The organism is Vibrio chagasii (genome assembly GCF_002954585.1).
Classification (GTDB): Bacteria; Pseudomonadota; Gammaproteobacteria; order Enterobacterales; family Vibrionaceae; genus Vibrio; species Vibrio chagasii_A.
Map to the genome: position 1 here is coordinate 309,162 of NZ_MSCI01000003.1, position 16,365 is coordinate 325,526.

13 protein-coding genes are annotated in these 16,365 nt (G+C 44.4%); 10 read left to right on the top strand and 3 right to left on the bottom strand.

Annotation, left to right across the window (positions count from 1 at the left end):
- Positions 1-735: 735 nt before the first annotated feature.
- Positions 736-1,878 (bottom strand): tRNA epoxyqueuosine(34) reductase QueG, encoded by a 1,143-nt coding sequence (gene queG, locus BTO10_RS21320; RefSeq protein WP_105025760.1) that lies wholly within the window; start codon positions 1,876-1,878, stop codon positions 736-738.
- Positions 1,879-2,100: 222 nt separating this feature from the next.
- Between queG and tsaE the strand changes: the two genes are divergently transcribed.
- The 8 genes from tsaE (at position 2,101) to hflC (ending at position 11,639) form a co-directional block, all read left to right on the top strand.
- Positions 2,101-2,565: a tRNA (adenosine(37)-N6)-threonylcarbamoyltransferase complex ATPase subunit type 1 TsaE gene (gene tsaE, locus BTO10_RS21325; RefSeq protein ID WP_105025761.1), complete on the top strand. Its 465-nt coding sequence runs from the start codon at positions 2,101-2,103 to the stop codon at positions 2,563-2,565.
- A complete protein-coding gene (locus tag BTO10_RS21330) occupies positions 2,559-4,280 on the top strand; it encodes an N-acetylmuramoyl-L-alanine amidase (RefSeq protein ID WP_105025762.1) in 1,722 nt (573 codons plus the stop codon). The genes tsaE and BTO10_RS21330 overlap by 7 nt, the downstream gene beginning before the upstream one ends.
- Positions 4,281-4,355: 75 nt before the next feature.
- The gene (gene mutL / locus BTO10_RS21335; protein ID WP_105025786.1) at positions 4,356-6,548 is read left to right on the top strand and encodes a DNA mismatch repair endonuclease MutL; all 2,193 of its coding nucleotides are present in this window, start codon (positions 4,356-4,358) and stop codon (positions 6,546-6,548) included.
- Positions 6,549-6,690: 142 nt separating this feature from the next.
- Positions 6,691-7,623: a tRNA (adenosine(37)-N6)-dimethylallyltransferase MiaA gene (miaA, locus tag BTO10_RS21340; RefSeq protein ID WP_004741291.1), complete on the top strand. Its 933-nt coding sequence runs from the start codon at positions 6,691-6,693 to the stop codon at positions 7,621-7,623.
- A gap of 193 nt (positions 7,624-7,816) precedes the next feature.
- Positions 7,817-8,080 (top strand): RNA chaperone Hfq, encoded by a 264-nt coding sequence (gene hfq, locus BTO10_RS21345; RefSeq protein WP_004741290.1) that lies wholly within the window; start codon positions 7,817-7,819, stop codon positions 8,078-8,080.
- 44 nt (positions 8,081-8,124) lie between these two features.
- Positions 8,125-9,432 carry a ribosome rescue GTPase HflX gene (hflX, locus tag BTO10_RS21350; protein ID WP_105025763.1) on the top strand — a complete coding sequence of 436 codons (1,308 nt, stop codon included), beginning with the start codon at positions 8,125-8,127 and terminating at the stop codon, positions 9,430-9,432.
- 27 nt (positions 9,433-9,459) lie between these two features.
- A complete protein-coding gene (gene hflK / locus BTO10_RS21355) occupies positions 9,460-10,656 on the top strand; it encodes an FtsH protease activity modulator HflK (protein ID WP_004741288.1) in 1,197 nt (398 codons plus the stop codon).
- Positions 10,657-10,658: 2 nt separating this feature from the next.
- The gene (hflC, locus tag BTO10_RS21360) at positions 10,659-11,639 is read left to right on the top strand and encodes a protease modulator HflC (RefSeq protein WP_063524678.1); all 981 of its coding nucleotides are present in this window, start codon (positions 10,659-10,661) and stop codon (positions 11,637-11,639) included.
- A gap of 214 nt (positions 11,640-11,853) precedes the next feature.
- On the opposite strand, the gene BTO10_RS21365 is transcribed toward hflC, so the two are convergent.
- On the bottom strand, positions 11,854-12,042 hold the full coding sequence (locus BTO10_RS21365; protein WP_063524679.1) for a DUF2065 domain-containing protein: 189 nt from the start codon (positions 12,040-12,042) through the stop codon (positions 11,854-11,856).
- A gap of 172 nt (positions 12,043-12,214) precedes the next feature.
- Here BTO10_RS21365 and BTO10_RS21370 point away from each other — a divergent pair, with 172 nt between their 5' ends.
- On the top strand, positions 12,215-13,531 hold the full coding sequence (locus tag BTO10_RS21370; RefSeq protein ID WP_105025764.1) for an adenylosuccinate synthase: 1,317 nt from the start codon (positions 12,215-12,217) through the stop codon (positions 13,529-13,531).
- Positions 13,532-13,981: 450 nt separating this feature from the next.
- Positions 13,982-14,617 (top strand): flagellar protein MotX, encoded by a 636-nt coding sequence (motX, locus tag BTO10_RS21380; RefSeq protein WP_004741283.1) that lies wholly within the window; start codon positions 13,982-13,984, stop codon positions 14,615-14,617.
- Between the two features lie 128 nt (positions 14,618-14,745).
- Here the strand turns inward: motX and BTO10_RS21385 are convergent, their stop codons facing one another.
- Positions 14,746-16,155 (bottom strand): amidohydrolase, encoded by a 1,410-nt coding sequence (locus BTO10_RS21385; protein WP_105025766.1) that lies wholly within the window; start codon positions 16,153-16,155, stop codon positions 14,746-14,748.
- Positions 16,156-16,365 lie beyond the last annotated feature (210 nt).

Genomic DNA, 16,365 nt, shown 5'->3' on the forward strand with positions numbered 1-16,365 from the left:
AAGGTTGAGGTCACGAGTTCGAACCTCGTGTGTCGCTCCATTTTTGAAAGTGAAACATGAAGAGCATTCTGGAAGAGTGCAATCCTTGCCAAGGTTGAGGTCACGCCTAAGCCTTGAAGATCGGGAACCTCGTGTGTCGCTCCAATTTCTTTCTAAGCTATCTGGCTTGGATATAGGCTTTAAGCCTAAGCTCTTTCTTTAATGCTGCGAAGCATAATCCCCCAAAAAAGCAAATAATCCTCCATCATGGTGGATATTTTTTTGTCTTAAATTTTTCTTAGCAACAGGAATGCTAGTAATCATCAGGTCTCTGAAGTAGATACTTGAGGTTTTTCACATCTATAAACAGACTTATCCACAAATAGTTAGATGTGGATAACTTGGTTGATAAAGTTATTTCAGGCTTAATTCTTTACATCTCTCAAAAAGATCTTTCTTGTTTTCAATATATTAGCTGAATCTTGATGTTTGTAACTTATTGTTTTCTATAAGTTTAGATGCGTATGCGGGATTTGGTGAAAGATCGTTAACTTGTTGTTTTTTGATCTTAATCATTTATCGGTACTGTGCTTAACTTTGTTTAGGTGTCGGAAGTTTACGAGAGTTCTGAATTTTTTCCACATTGTCAAAATTGAGAACAAGGTCAAACATTGTTCTAAAATTATGTGCAACGAGTTGTCTTAAATATTGGACTGTTAGTAAGAGCTAGCCTGCCAAACATTGGTATATATAGGGCTAAGCATCTCTTGGTAGTCCTTTCTCAACAATACGTATCAGCCTGTGCTTTTTAGTTGCGACTTTGCTGTTACCTTTTTGAACCTCAATAATGCTCGGTAATTGCTGTAATTGTTTTTCTAAAGCCCACTCGATATGAACATCTAACATGTCGCTATTACCTCGGTGAGACTCTAAGGTTTCAACAATACGTTGTTGGAATGGCGCATTACCCATAGCAACATAGATATTGCGTAACCATTGCGTATGGCCAATACGTCTAATCGCTGAGCCTTCCATTTTCTTTAAGAAGGTCGCTTCATCCCAGCTTGCGAGTAAAACGAGGTCGGCTTCTTTAAAATCTTCTCTACGGTGGAAGTCTTTTTGTTCAGTGATATCAGCGTGACGATTCCATGGGCAAACCAACTGGCAGTCATCGCAACCATAGATTCGGTTCCCAATTGCTTCTCTGAACTCTTCTGGGATTACACCATCGTATTCAATCGTTAAATATGAAATGCATTTTCGAGCATCAACCACACCATCAGCAATAATGGCGCCGGTTGGGCAGGAGGTGATACATGCGGTGCATTTTCCACATTCGTCAACACTCGGCTCATCGACAGGAAGAGGGATGTTCACTAGTAGCTCTCCAAGGAAGAACCAAGAACCTGCGTCTTTATCGAGAATGAGTGAGTGTTTGCCTGTCCAGCCTAATCCTGCTTTTTGAGCAAGTGGTCTTTCTAAAATAGGCGCAGAATCAACGAAAGGACGAGAGTCTAAACCTTCGACCTCTTTTTCAATTCTTTGTCCCAGCTTTTTCAGTTGGTTACGGAACAATTTGTGATAATCGCGACCTAAAGAGTAACGGCTGATGTAACCTTGAGTGGTATCACTGAGGTTTGAGGCAAATTGAGCTTCTGGTGGTAGGTAGTTCATTCGGGCGCTGATCACTCGAATGGTTCCTGGGTGAAGTTCATTAGGACGTGCGCGCATCATGCCATGACGGGCCATCCAATCCATTTCGCCGTGGTGACCCGCATCTAGCCATGCTTGAAGAGGGGCTTCATGTTCACTGAGATCAATATCGCAGATGCCAACTTTTTGAAAGCCTAGCTCTTTTCCCCAAATTTTAATTTTTTCAGCAAGATGGTCTAGATTCATGGCTTCATTCTTATAGAGATAAGGATAACTAAAATTCGGTTCGGCAAAAATGGGGGCGGATCTTAACGGATCTTAGTGGTGTTGACCAGAACAGACGTGTTTTGAACAGTATTTTTCATAGAACTTACACTTGAGTGCTTGTCTCTCAAAAGCATCACGGTTTACTATTCTTGTTCTTTTGATTTTTATATAGTCAACGATCGATTTTTAGAGAACGTATTCATGAGCACTAAACAATTTACTTTGAAAGATGAACAAGCAACGATTCAACTAGGAACGGAGCTTTCTAATCTTTGCTCACAGCAGACAACGATTTATCTGCATGGTGATCTTGGCGCAGGTAAAACGACGTTTAGTCGCGGCTTTGTAAAAGCACTTGGTCATCAAGGAAATGTAAAGAGCCCAACGTATACTCTAGTTGAACCTTATCAACTTGCAGATTGGCAGGTGTATCACTTTGATCTTTACCGCCTAGCTGATCCTGAAGAACTCGAATTTATGGGGATTCGTGATTACTTTACGCCTGACGCGATCTGTTTGGTTGAATGGCCAGAGAAAGGCCAAGGATTGCTACCAGAAGCGGACATGGATATTGATATTCGTTACCAAGACGATCACCGTATTGTTTCTTTAACCGCTAATAGTGAATACGGACAGCGCTTACTTACTCAGTTGGAGTTATGTTGATTTCTAGACGCCTTTTTCCAACAGTAGCCATGATGGCTGCTGTTTTCTCCTTACTATTTTCATCACTGGTTTCTGCGAATTCACTAAAAGGTTTGAGGGTTTGGCCTTCACCTGAAGAAACGCGTGTGGTTATCGATCTTAAATCTGAGGTCGACTTTAGCTATTTCACACTGAGTAGCCCAAGCCGCTTGGTTGTCGATTTAAAAAATACCGAATTGGCCACTAAGTTACCGGTGGTGGTGAAAGACAGCCCAGTACTTTCTAAAGTTCGTAAAAGCTCTCCCCCACAGAAGGGAACCTATCGCTTAGTTTTCGAGTTGAAGAAATCCTCTAAAGCTAACCTTTTTAAGTTAAGCCCAACACCGGGCGGTCAATATGGGCACCGTTTGGTGATCGATCTACCTCATGGTACGGGAAGCAAGAGCAAACCAACCACAAAACCAAGTAAGCCAACGGTAAGTAAAGATATCAATCAGGTTAAGCGTCAGAAAGATATCTTGATCGTGATTGATCCTGGGCATGGTGGTGAAGACCCAGGCTCGATCGGCCCAAGTCGTAAATATGAAAAAGATGCGACGCTGAGTATTTCTAAAAAGTTAGCTGCTCAATTGAATGCGATTCCGGGTATCAAAACTCGTATGACTCGTAATGCTGACTATTTCGTAAACCTTAATAGACGAGTTGCTATTGCTCGTGAGAATGAAGCGCACCTATTGATCTCTATTCACGCGGATGCCTTTACTACACCTCAACCTCGAGGCGGTTCGGTGTTTGTGCTGAACACTCGACGTGCGAATACAGAAATCTCCCGTTGGATTGAGAATAAAGAGAAACAATCAGAATTGTTGGGGGGCACGGGTACTGCTTTCACCAGCAATATTGATGATAAGAACGTAAACCAAACTCTGTTGGACCTGCAATTTAGTCACTCTCAGAAAGAGGGCTATAAACTGGCAACAGCAATTCTGTCTGAAATGGGTAAAGTCGCTAAGCTACACAACAGTAAGCCGATTAATACGAGTTTGGCAGTATTGCGCTCACCGCAGATCCCATCGGTATTGGTAGAAACGGGCTTTATTTCAAATCCAACGGAAGAGAAGTTACTTTTCCAACGCTCGCACCAAGATAAACTTGCGCGTGCTGTGACTAAAGCTGTGGTGAAGTACCTGAAAGAGAACCCGCCTGAAGGGATTATCTTGTCTAATGCGACATCATCAACAGGCAGTGTGAGTCAGCACAAGGTGTCTCGTGGTGAGTCATTATCTGTGATTGCGAGTAAGTACGGCACATCGACACAAGCATTGATGAAGTACAACAATCTGAAGTCGAGCAGCCTAGCGATTGGCCAAGTGCTTAAGATTCCAGGCGGTGCTTCAAGCTCATCATCAAGCAGTGCGGTTAAAACTAAGACTATCACTCACACGGTTAAGTCTGGAGAATACTTAGGTAAGATAGCTAGCCGTTATAAAGTATCTGTGGCTGATATTAAACGTGAGAACCGTCTAAAATCAGAAACGGTGAGAGTGGGTCAAAAGTTACGTATTACGGTTGAGGTTAAGGATGTTCCTCTGCGCAAACATAAAGTCGCAAGAGGTGATTACTTAGGCAAGATTGCTGCGAAGTACGGGGTGAGTGTGAACAGCATTCGCCAAGCGAATAAGCTCCGTTCTGATGAATTGGCGATTGGACAAGTGCTGATTATTCCTCATAAATAATCGAGTTTAACTAACATAGAAGTGCCTTATAAACATGGAAGGGCTTCTATGAATGGCAGTAAGGTAGCTATAAATATGACGATCAAAATACTGCCAGCTCGCTTAGCGAACCAAATCGCAGCGGGTGAAGTGGTAGAAAGGCCAGCCTCTGTTGTAAAAGAGCTGGTAGAGAACAGTTTGGATTCCGGCGCGACACGCATCGATATTGATATCGAGAAAGGTGGCGCCAAGATGATCCGTGTTCGTGATAATGGTAAGGGCATCGTAAAAGATGAGCTTGCTCTCGCACTAAGTCGTCACGCTACCTCTAAAATCCATACTCTTGATGACCTTGAGGCGATCGTCAGCCTAGGTTTCCGTGGTGAAGCGTTGGCGAGTATCAGCTCAGTAGCGCGCTTAACCATGACTTCACGTCCAGCCACTCAAGATCAAGCTTGGGCTGCGCACAGTGAAGGCCGAGACATGCAGGTAAAATTGCAGCCTGCTGCACACCCAATCGGCACCTCGGTTGAAGTGCTGGATCTGTTTTTCAATACCCCGGCACGCCGCAAATTCTTACGTACTGAAAAAACCGAATTCACTCATATTGATGAGCTGCTTAAGCGTATTGCATTAAGCCGCTTTGATGTGACGATCAACCTGCGTCATAACGGCAAGATGATTCGTCAGTACCGCGCTGCTAAGACAGAGGTCCAAGCCGAGAAACGCATTGCAGCGGTATGCGGTAATCCATTTGTTCGTCATATGCTTAAGATAGAACTTGAGCACCAAGGATTGAAGCTTCACGGCTGGATTACTACGCCTGAGGGGGCAAGACAGCAAAGCGACTTACAATACTGTTATGTGAATGGCCGTATGATGCGTGACAAACTGATCAATCACGCGATTCGCCAAAGCTACGAAACCAGCTTGCGCCCAGACCAATTTGCAACTTACGTACTCTTCATTGAACTGGATCCGCATCAAGTCGATGTGAACGTTCACCCTGCTAAACATGAAGTGCGCTTTCATCAGGCTCGTCTGGTGCATGATTTTATTTATCAAGCACTGAGCGATGGCCTAGCACAAAGTAAGCAAATCGATGCGGCGCCTATTAATCAATCCGCTTTCCACCAATCAGAAGATCCTAGTTACCAGCAAGATAGTTCGGTGCCTGAAGGGGAAGAGACGACGAGTTTTAGTGCTCCAGAAAGCAATGTCCCAGCTCATTTGGAACACTCGCAGGTTTCTGAAAGAGTGCGACATGCGATTGAACAGACTCCAGCCTATCCGAGAAAATCTGAATCTGAGCAAGCTTATGATCAGCCTCAGCACAGCGTTAATGATGGTGGTCAGTACTATGGCTCTGCGTTTAATAGAGGTTCTTCAAGCAGCGGCTATTCAAGTAACTTAGGCTCACCTGCTAACCGAAACTCATCTGCTGGTGAAACCAGTTTTACCGGATCGCCTCGTCAAGAGTGGATAGAATCACGACCTGCTCCGAAAAAAGAGAAAGAGTCACATCAACACCACGCCGAACCTGCACCTTCGAAGCGCGAGGTGAGCGCTTACAAAGAGCTATTGAAAACGCCAGATTTTGAGCGTCAAACGGATTCGCCATCAGATGCTCAACAGCCAATGGCGCAAACAGCGCCAAGCGAAGCTGAGTTGCCTCAACAGAAGCTACCTCAGTCGAAGCCAAGAACACCAGTCACTGAATTAGGTAAGGCGGTCTCTATTGTCGAGCGTCAGTTCCTGATGATGGGCAATAAGAATGGTTGCGTGTTGGTCTCCTTGGCTAAAGCGGAATTACTGCGCGTTATTGGCCAGCTCGATACACGAAGTGGGGCATTGAAAAGCCAGCCATTACTGGTGCCTTTATCGCTTAAAATTGGCAGTGAATTGGTTGAGGTGGCGAAGGCATTGAGCCAACCACTAGCTCGTCTTGGTATTGAGCTTAAAGTTCGAAACAGTGAAGCGGTCATGGTGATGGGGGTTCCTTCTCCGTTAAGACAGCAAAACTTACAAATTCTGATCCCAGATCTGTTATCGTACGCGGCTTCAATAAATGCCCAGGGTGCAGTGAAGCAACCTAATGACATGTTGTCAGCTTTGGTTAACTGGGTCGGGATTCAAACCGCACAAGTAAAAAGCGACTACACTTTATCTGAAGCGGTTCAATTAGTTGGGGAACTTGAACAACTTTGGCATGGTCTACTTCCATTAGATGATCCTGAGTTTGTTAATCCTATCGACTTTTCGGCGACTATTGCGGCATTTATGGCTTAGTTTATTGATAAATTGAGCTTATTTACGGCTTAGGCTGTATATGATTTTATTTTTACGATGGACGCTTTTTTGAACGCGAATCCCTCGTGACAAAAGCCCTTTGCTATAAAGCGCTATAACTGAGAAACAAATACTAAATATCATGACTGAAAAATTACCTTTAGCGTTGTTTTTAATGGGCCCAACGGCATCAGGAAAAACAGATTTAGCTATCCGCTTACGTCAAAAATACCCAGTAGAGATCATCAGCGTCGATTCGGCACTTATCTACAAAGACATGGATATTGGCACCGCTAAACCGGATGCAGAAGAGCTTGCGCTCGCGCCTCACCGCTTGATTGATATTCTTGACCCAAGTGAAGCGTACTCTGCGGCAGATTTTCGTCGTGATGCACTGAAAGAGATGAACGAGATCGTTGCTCAAGGCAAGATCCCTCTTTTAGTCGGCGGCACTATGCTCTACTACAAAGCGTTGTTGGAAGGTTTATCGCCACTACCGGCTGCGGATCCTGAGATTCGTAAGCAGATTGAAGCGGAATCTATCGAGCAAGGTTGGCAAGCATTACATGATCAATTAAGAGAGATTGATCCCGTATCCGCTGAAAGAATACACCCAAATGATCCACAAAGGCTTTCAAGGGCATTGGAAGTTTATCGAATTTCGGGTAAAACATTAACAGAGCTAACTCAAACGAAAGGCGATAGCCTGCCATTTCGTGTGAAACAATTTGCAATAGCTCCCAAGGAAAGGAAAGAACTCCATCGCCGCATTGAGCTGCGTTTCGAGAAGATGATCGAAGCAGGATTTGAAGAAGAGATGAAGGCGCTGTACGCCAGAGAAGATCTTCATCCTGAATTGCCATCGATCCGATGCGTTGGTTATAGGCAGATGTGGGATTATTTAGACGGTAATTGTGATTTAGACGAAGCGGTTTTCCGTGGTGTCTGTGCAACCCGTCAGTTGGCCAAGCGACAGATCACCTGGTTGCGCAGTTGGGATGATTTAACTTGGTTGGATAGCGAAAACATTGATCAAGCGTTAGAAACTCTTTCAGATGCAATAGCATCTGATTAGTATTGCTGTGTATAATGTGATCGCTTTTGCGTGAATATACTCTGGAAAGGATCCGTTATTGAGGCTTTTTAAAATCACAGCCTTTCAATAACAACGGAGTTTTTTTATTCATTTAGCTCAGATGCAAAGGCCGCACCTTTTTGTGCACCACTAGCTAAATAATTACAACAAAATACAAAATAAGGAAAATAAAATGGCTAAGGGGCAATCGCTACAAGACCCATTCCTAAATGCACTCCGCCGTGAGCGCATTCCAGTCTCAATCTACCTTGTAAACGGCATTAAGCTGCAAGGTCAGATCGAGTCTTTCGATCAATTCGTGATCTTGCTGAAGAACACTGTAAACCAAATGGTTTACAAGCATGCGATTTCTACTGTGGTTCCTGCTCGTGCAGTAAGTCACCACAGCGGCGAGCAACGTGCTCCATCTGATCGTGCTGAGAAGACAGAAGATTAATCGTTCAATTAACACAGTAAATGCTGTGATAAGGAGTTGGTTGCTTGTTTGACCGTTATGAATCCGGTGAGCGAGCCGTACTTGTTCATATCAACTTCACGCATGAGGGAGAATGGGAAGACCTAAGCGAATGCGAAATGCTGGTCTCCTCTGCGGGGGTAGAAACGCTACAAGTGATTACTGGTAGCCGCCAATCCCCACTCCCTAAATACTATGTCGGAGAAGGTAAAGCTCTAGAGATCGCACAAGCTGTTCAGCTGACCGGTGCTGAAATTGTGATTTTTAACCATTCCCTCTCTCCTGCCCAAGAGCGAAACCTCGAGCAATTGTGTAAATGTCGTGTGATTGATCGCACGGGTTTGATCTTAGATATCTTTGCACAACGTGCGCGAACTCATGAAGGTAAGTTACAAGTTGAGCTCGCTCAGCTTCGTCATATCTCTACCCGATTGATTCGTGGTTGGACTCACCTTGAAAGGCAGAAAGGTGGTATTGGTCTTCGTGGTCCAGGTGAAACACAACTGGAAACCGATCGACGTTTGTTGCGTGACCGTATAAAGGCAATATTACGTCGTTTAGCTAAGGTAGCTAAGCAACGTGAACAAGGGCGACGCGCTCGTAATCGAGCTGAGATCCCAACCGTTTCTTTAGTTGGTTATACCAACGCGGGGAAATCAACGCTTTTCAATCGAATCACTAGTGCCGGTGTTTATGCGGCAGACCAACTGTTTGCAACACTAGACCCAACACTACGTAAGATTGATTTGCCAGATGTCGGGCCTGCGATTCTCGCAGATACTGTAGGTTTTATCCGTCATCTACCACACGACTTGGTCGCTGCGTTCAAGGCTACGTTACAAGAGACGCAGGAAGCTGACATTTTGTTACATGTTGTTGATGCCAGTGATGACCGCTTTCGTGAGAACATTCAGGCTGTTCATGATGTATTAGAAGAAATCGATGCTCATGAAGTGCCAACCCTTGTAGTCATGAATAAGATTGACTGCATGGAAGACCAAAAACCTCGCATTGATAGAGACGAAGGGGGCGCACCACGCGCTGTTTGGGTTTCTGCGATGGAAGGCGAAGGTATCGAACTGCTGTTTGAAGCTTTAACTGAGCGTTTAGCGAGTCAAATGGTTCAATACCGACTGTGTATTCCGCATCAACATCAAGGCCGGATTCGTAGTTTATTTTTCCAGCTGAAATGTATTCAACAGGAAGAGTATGATGAAAATGGTAACTTGTTGATAGATATCCGAATGCAACAGATAGATTGGTCTAAACTTGAAAAAAGAGAAGGGGCGCTCTTGGGTGACTTTATCGTTACCTCAGAGACTGCTACAGTATAACGTCATATCAAATGATGGAGCTTTCTAATGGCGTGGAATGAGCCTGGAAATAACAACGGCGATAACGGCCGCGATAATGACCCTTGGGGTAATAAAAATAATCGCGGTGGCCGAGATCAAGGACCGCCAGACCTAGACGAAGTGTTTAACAAGCTGAGTCAAAAGTTGGGTGGCAAGTTTGGTAAAAAAGGTGGGAACGGACCATCTATTGGTGGTGGCGGTGCAATTGGCTTTGGTGTTATTGCCGTTATTGCTATTGCTATCTGGTTCTTCGCAGGTTTCTACACCGTTGGCGAAGCAGAGAGAGCAGTTGTACTTCGATTAGGTCAGTTTGATCGTATTGAAGAACCTGGTCTTAACTGGCATCCACGTTTCATCGATCAAATCAGCGATAGACAGCTAGTCAATGTTCAAGCGATTCGCTCACTGCGTGCATCAGGCACAATGCTAACCAAAGATGAAAATGTAGTGAATGTATCAATGGATGTTCAGTATCGAGTAACTGATCCATACAAGTATCTGTACCGAGTGACGGATGCGGACGATAGCTTACACCAAGCGACAGACTCTGCTTTGAGAGCAGTAATTGGTGATTCTCTGATGGATGCGATTCTAACCAGCGGTCGTCAGCAGATTCGCCAAAGCACGCAAGAAACGTTGAACCAAATTATTGATAGCTATGATATGGGTATCACGTTGGTTGACGTTAACTTCCAGTCTGCACGTCCGCCTGAGCAAGTTAAAGATGCGTTTGACGATGCCATTGCTGCCCGTGAGGATGAAGAGCGTTTTATTCGTGAAGCTGAGGCTTACAAAAACGAAATCTTACCAAAAGCAACAGGTCGTGCTGAGCGCTTGAAGAAAGAAGCGCAAGGTTACAGAGAGCGTATTACTAATGAAGCAGAGGGTCAGGTAGCTCAGTTTGAAAAACTACTTCCTGAATACGCTGCAGCTCCTGAAGTGACACGCAACCGTCTGTATCTAGATACAATGGAAGAAGTATATAGCAATACGTCTAAGGTTCTTATTGATTCAGAGTCGAGCGGTAACCTGCTGTACCTTCCGATTGACAAGTTAGCCGGTCAAGATAACGACAGTGCTAAAACTCGTAAATCGAGAACAGGTTCTGCTTATGATGAGATTCAACTAGAGTCTGACCGTAAAGACGTTGCACCAAAATCTAACTCTGAAACTCGTTCAACATCACGTCAAGGGAGATACTAAGAATGCGTAAGTTAATGATCCCTGTATTAGTGATTGCATTGGCTCTTATGTTGATGTCACTGTTTGTGATTCCAGAAGGTGAGCGTGGCATTGTTGTTCGTTTTGGTCGTGTTCTGAAAGACAATAACGAAATCACTCGCATCTATGAGCCGGGTTTGCATTTCAAAATGCCGATGTTCGATCGCGTGCAGCGACTAGACGCGCTAATTCAAACCATGGATGGCCGCTCTGATCGTTTCGTAACCTCTGAGAAAAAAGACGTAATCATTGATTCATACGTAAAATGGCGTATTGAAGACTTTGGTCGTTACTACCTGGCGACAGGTGGTGGTAATGCAATGCAAGCAGAGGCACTACTAGAGCGCAAGGTAACTGATGTTTTACGTTCTGAAATCGGTTCTCGTGAAATCAAGCAAATCATTTCTGGTCCTAGCGACAAGAGTAAAGAGCTTGCAGACGGCGTTGAAGATGAATTAGCGAATGAAGCTGCATTGAAAGCGTTAGAGATTGATGGCGAACGTGATCAAATCATGCAAGAGGTTTTAGATGATACTCGTAAGAGCGCACTAAAAGATTTGGGTGTACGAGTTGTTGACTTCCGTATTAAGAAGATCAACTTACCTGATGAAATTAGTGAGTCTATTTACCGCCGTATGCGTGCAGAGCGTGAGTCCGTAGCTCGTAAGTTCCGCTCTCAAGGTCGTGAGAAAGCAGAAGTTATCCGAGCTCAAGCAGAGCTCGAGGTAGCAACTATTCTCGCTGAGGCAGATAAAACGGCTCGTGTGACTCGTGGTGAAGCGGATGCAACGGCAGCAAAGATATATGCGGATGCGTACAATCAAGACCCAGAGTTTTTCAGCTTGCTACGCTCTCTTAAAGCCTACAAGAAATCGTTCAGTTCCAAGAATGATATTCTAGTATTGGATCCAAAGAGTGAATTCTTCCAGTACATGAATCAAGCAAGCGGCGCTCCAGCGAAATAAGCTGAGCAGTTATCGAAGCAGCAAACGCTGACCTTCAATAACAAGACATGCAAATACTTAAAAGGCTCCCACAATGGGAGCCTTTTTGCTTTTTGGGATTCTGCATTTCATCTTGTCTTGAGCTGCTATGAGAGAGTGGTTGCTCGAACTATCTTTCAGCTAGCAATACTAAGGAATTATACAGAGAAGCTATTCTGAGATGTGATGACGTGAATTAGTGGTGTGTCATAAAAGCGATCACGGCGCCAGCGACAACAAGGCAGCCACCAATGCGGCGCAATTGAGTATCGGGCTGCTCGCTTAGCTGAGCGACCATATTTCTCCAGCCATTTGGTGCGACTAATGGGCCAAGCCCTTCAACGATGAGAACGAGCCCAATTGCGAGCCAAATTGAATCAGACATGATGCAGCCTTATATCTATAAAAATATAATGATATCAGCATCTTTAGCGATCTGCCCTTCGTAATCGCTGTTTTATTTTTGTACAGCGTTAACGTTTATGAACAAAAAGTGACTGCAAGAAGTGTGATTCAGTGCTAGAATCCATTTTTAATTAGCAACAGAAATTGGAAAGATGGGAAATAACGTAGTCGTTCTAGGCACCCAATGGGGTGATGAAGGTAAAGGTAAAATCGTTGACCTTTTAACTGAAGATGCAAAATACGTGGTTCGCTACCAAGGCGGTCACAATGCAGGTCATACACTTGTAATTGACGGTGAAAAAACCGTTCTTCACTTAATTCCATCAGGCATCCTGCGCGATAACGTTAAATGTGTTATCGGTAACGGTGTTGTACTTTCGCCTGAAGCACTTCTTAAAGAAATGAAGCCTCTTGAAGAGCGCGGTATCCCAGTTCGCGAGCGTCTTTTTGTTTCTGAAGCTTGTCCTCTAATTCTTCCTTACCACATCGCTATCGACAACGCGCGTGAAATCGCTCGTGGCGCGAAAGCTATTGGTACAACTGGTCGTGGTATCGGTCCAGCTTACGAAGATAAAGTTGCTCGTCGCGGTCTACGCGTTGGTGATCTTTTCGATAAAGAAATGTTCGCTGAAAAACTAAAAGAAGTAATGGAATTCCATAACTTCCAACTAGAGCACTTCTACAAAGCTGAAACAGTAAGCTACGAAGAAGTACTTGAGCAGTGCATGGGTTACGCAGATCTACTAACTTCAATGGTTATGGACGTAACTGATGAACTAGACGCAGCACGTAAGCGCGGCGACAAGATCATGTTCGAAGGTGCTCAAGGTACTCTACTAGATATCGACCACGGTACTTACCCATACGTAACGTCTTCTAACACGACTGCTGGTGGTGTTGCTGCAGGTTCTGGTTTTGGCCCTCGTCACATCGGTTACATCCTTGGTATTACTAAAGCTTACTGTACTCGTGTAGGTTCAGGTCCATTCCCAACTGAGCTATACGATGGTCTAGACAAGCAAGACCCAGTTGGTAAGCACCTAGGTGATGTTGGCCACGAGTTTGGCGCAACGACTGGTCGTCTACGCCGTACTGGTTGGTTCGATGCCGTTGCTATGCGTCGTGCAATCCAAATCAACTCTCTAACTGGTATGTGTCTGACTAAACTAGACGTTCTAGACGGCCTAGAAGAAATCAAGATCTGTACTGGCTACAAGATGGCTGACGGTTCTATCCTAGAAGTTTCTCCAATGGCTGCTGAATCTTTCGAAGAAGCAACGCCAATCTACGAAACAATGCCAGGTTGGTCTGAAACAACATTTGGTGCTAAGTCAATCGATGCGCTTCCACAAGCTGCTCTTGATTACATCAAACGTATCGAAGACCTAACAGGTGTGCCAATTGATATCGTATCAACTGGTCCAGACCGTAACGAAACTATCATCAAGGTTCACCCATACAGCGCATAATGCCTGATTGAGTGATTACCACTGCACCTTTAGTGCTTTGATAATTAAATCGTTTTCTAAAAGCCGACTTCCTTAAGTCGGCTTTTTTATACTTGTAATTTGAGGGACGATACCAATCACAGTAAGTAAGTGATCAAAAATAGCGCCGGAAAAATGCTTGAGAACAAGGCAGAATTTTTCGATAAGTAGTTATTCTACAATCAAAAATTCTAACGAAGTTATCGAGTATTTTAACAAGCTAGAGTGAGCAGTTATTTACTACGATTGGTATATACCTTTCTGTGATGATCTTTTGAACGCCATCTGGCAAAATATTGCCCATCAGCGGCAAGTTTTGTCTAAAGCGATACGCTGAGTTGCCGATACAGATATCATAGTGAGTGAAATGTAATTGAGTTTGGGTTGCCCAAAGGCTCGATGCGTTTTTAAAACCGATAAAAGAGTGCAGGTATGAAGCTACGAATTGTGGCAGCTTCATTGATAATGGCGCTGAGCTCACCCTTGAGTCATGCAAATTTGGCTGATGTCGGGGAGCCTGTTCCAATATATACAGAAGCTGAACTGATTAATTTAATCGAGAATAATCAACACCTAGAGCGAGTGAAAGCTGATAAGTGCCAGTTAGTTGAAGATATCGTTGCTCGTGCAACGCGTATTAGCTTGCCTTCTTATGAGTTTTTATACGGCGATATGCTAGCGTGGGGTGTATGCGTTCCTCAAGATGTAGAGCTTGGCCTTTACTATATGGAAAACGCGGCACACCAAGGTTTACCTGCAGCACTGGAGCAATTGGGTCGTTATTATTCTCGTGGAACTTTGGTTCAACAAGACCAAGAGCGTGCGATCCCATACCTGCGTGAAGCGGCCTCTCTGGGGAACCTGAGTGCCAGTATTCATCTCGCAGAGCTGTTGTTACGTGACTATGGCAGCCCGTTAGATTACGAAGATGCTTACCGCTGGTTATACAACTCAGTCACTGCAGACCAAAGACAACACAAGCGCATTACTGTATTGCGAAGTGGTCTGGAAAAGAGAATGCCAGACAATATTATCGCGCGAGCAAAACGACGCGACGTATTCTGGTAATACCGAGCTAGAAACCTGTAATGATTCCTGCACTCATTGTTACAGGTTACAAGATATAAAAAGCCCCGCCTAATCAAATTAGTGCGGGGCTTTTTACGTTTAGATAGTCATGTTATTCGATAGCGAACTTATTGAACGACTTCACCAGATTCGATAACGGTTTCACGAACTACCTTGGTAAAGTCGAGCGCTTCCTGACGAATCTTCTCTTCATCTACCGTTAGCATGTCGCGATCTTGCATTATGATCTTGCCATCGACGATCGTGTGACGAACATTGCCAGAGTTAGCTGAATACACCAGTGCTGAATACGGGTTGTAAACAGGAACCATGTTTGGCGCTTTAGTGTCGATCACTATGATGTCTGCTAGCTTACCGGCTTCAAGGGAGCCGATCTTATCTTCCATGTGTAGCGCTTTTGCTGCGCCCATTGTTGCCATGTCGATCACTTTGATCGGCGGCATTGCTGCACGATCTTTATTGACTAGCTTATGAACTTTCGCAACTTGGTTGAATTCATCAATAGTGCTCAGAGTGTTGCCTGACATTGGGCCATCAGTACCTAAACCGATACGTACATTCTCGTCATACATCTGTAGTGCAGGTGATACACCTTTTGCCGACTTGATGTTTGCACTCATGTTATGAGCCACACCCATATCCGACTTTTTAACAAGCTCAATGTCATGGTCATCCACTAAGATCATGTGTGCACCAACCAGGTTTTTGTTGAGTGCGCCAATGCTATCCATGTATTGAACTGGCGATAAGCCTTCTGAACGCTCGGCGATCTTCTCTACTTCACGGTGCGATTCTGCAAGGTGGATCATCACTGGTACATCTAGCTCTAGTGACAATTTAGAAATCTTCTGCAGGATCTCTGTGGTGTTGGTGTAAGGCGCATGTGGTGCAAATGCAGGGGTAATACGTGGGTGATCTTTATATTCTTCAATAAAGTTCAACGCGTACTTGATACCTTCTTCGGCGTTTGCAGCATCGGCAACTGGGAACTTAATAACGGTTTCACCAAGGATGGCACGCATACCAATCTTATCGACGGTTTTTGCAACTTCATCCTCGAAGTAGTACATGTCGGCGTAAGTTGTCACACCGCCTTTGACCATTTCAACGTTACCTAGGCTAGCACCAATGCGCACCATATCGCGTGATACTAACTTCTTCTCTAGTGGGAAGATGTAGCGGTGTAGTCGATCTGGCACATCATCAGCCAGTGAACGGAAAACCGTCATTGATACGTGGGTGTGAGTATTGATTAGACCTGGCATCACGATATCGCCATCAACGTCCAGAACTTGCTCAGCCTTGTATTGCTTTTCTAGTGAAGCATCGCCAACCGCAATGATTTTATTGTCTTTGACGACAACTGTTCCACTCTCATATACCGTCTTGTCTTGGTTCATGGTTAGAACCATTGCATCGGTAATCATTAGGTCAGCTTTTTCCATCGCAGAACTTGCGAATGGGAATAGCGCAAGGCTCGCCATTGCTGAAGCCAATAAGGTGCGTTTTAATTTCATATCAATACTCAGAACAGGAGTTGGTAAAAGTGTCTGGATAATAGTGCATTTCATTCATGAGGCAAACGTTTGTTTTATCGTTTGCGCAAAATTCTGATGGTAGTCCGTGACTATGAAGTGATGTTTCACAAAATGAAGATATGTATCAATCTGAGGTTATTTTCGGGTTTTCTAAAGCATATCTGTAGCTTACCTCTAGCATCGGATATA

Coding starts and splice junctions, on each gene's coding strand:
- queG (WP_105025760.1), bottom strand. CDS start 1,878: ATGAATCTAGACCATCTTGCTGAAAAAATTAAAATTTGGGGAAAAGAG.
- tsaE (WP_105025761.1), top strand. CDS start 2,101: ATGAGCACTAAACAATTTACTTTGAAAGATGAACAAGCAACGATTCAA.
- BTO10_RS21330 (WP_105025762.1), top strand. CDS start 2,559: ATGTTGATTTCTAGACGCCTTTTTCCAACAGTAGCCATGATGGCTGCT.
- mutL (WP_105025786.1), top strand. CDS start 4,356: ATGACGATCAAAATACTGCCAGCTCGCTTAGCGAACCAAATCGCAGCG.
- miaA (WP_004741291.1), top strand. CDS start 6,691: ATGACTGAAAAATTACCTTTAGCGTTGTTTTTAATGGGCCCAACGGCA.
- hfq (WP_004741290.1), top strand. CDS start 7,817: ATGGCTAAGGGGCAATCGCTACAAGACCCATTCCTAAATGCACTCCGC.
- hflK (WP_004741288.1), top strand. CDS start 9,460: ATGGCGTGGAATGAGCCTGGAAATAACAACGGCGATAACGGCCGCGAT.
- hflC (WP_063524678.1), top strand. CDS start 10,659: ATGCGTAAGTTAATGATCCCTGTATTAGTGATTGCATTGGCTCTTATG.
- BTO10_RS21365 (WP_063524679.1), bottom strand. CDS start 12,042: ATGTCTGATTCAATTTGGCTCGCAATTGGGCTCGTTCTCATCGTTGAA.
- BTO10_RS21370 (WP_105025764.1), top strand. CDS start 12,215: ATGGGAAATAACGTAGTCGTTCTAGGCACCCAATGGGGTGATGAAGGT.
- motX (WP_004741283.1), top strand. CDS start 13,982: ATGAAGCTACGAATTGTGGCAGCTTCATTGATAATGGCGCTGAGCTCA.
- BTO10_RS21385 (WP_105025766.1), bottom strand. CDS start 16,155: ATGAAATTAAAACGCACCTTATTGGCTTCAGCAATGGCGAGCCTTGCG.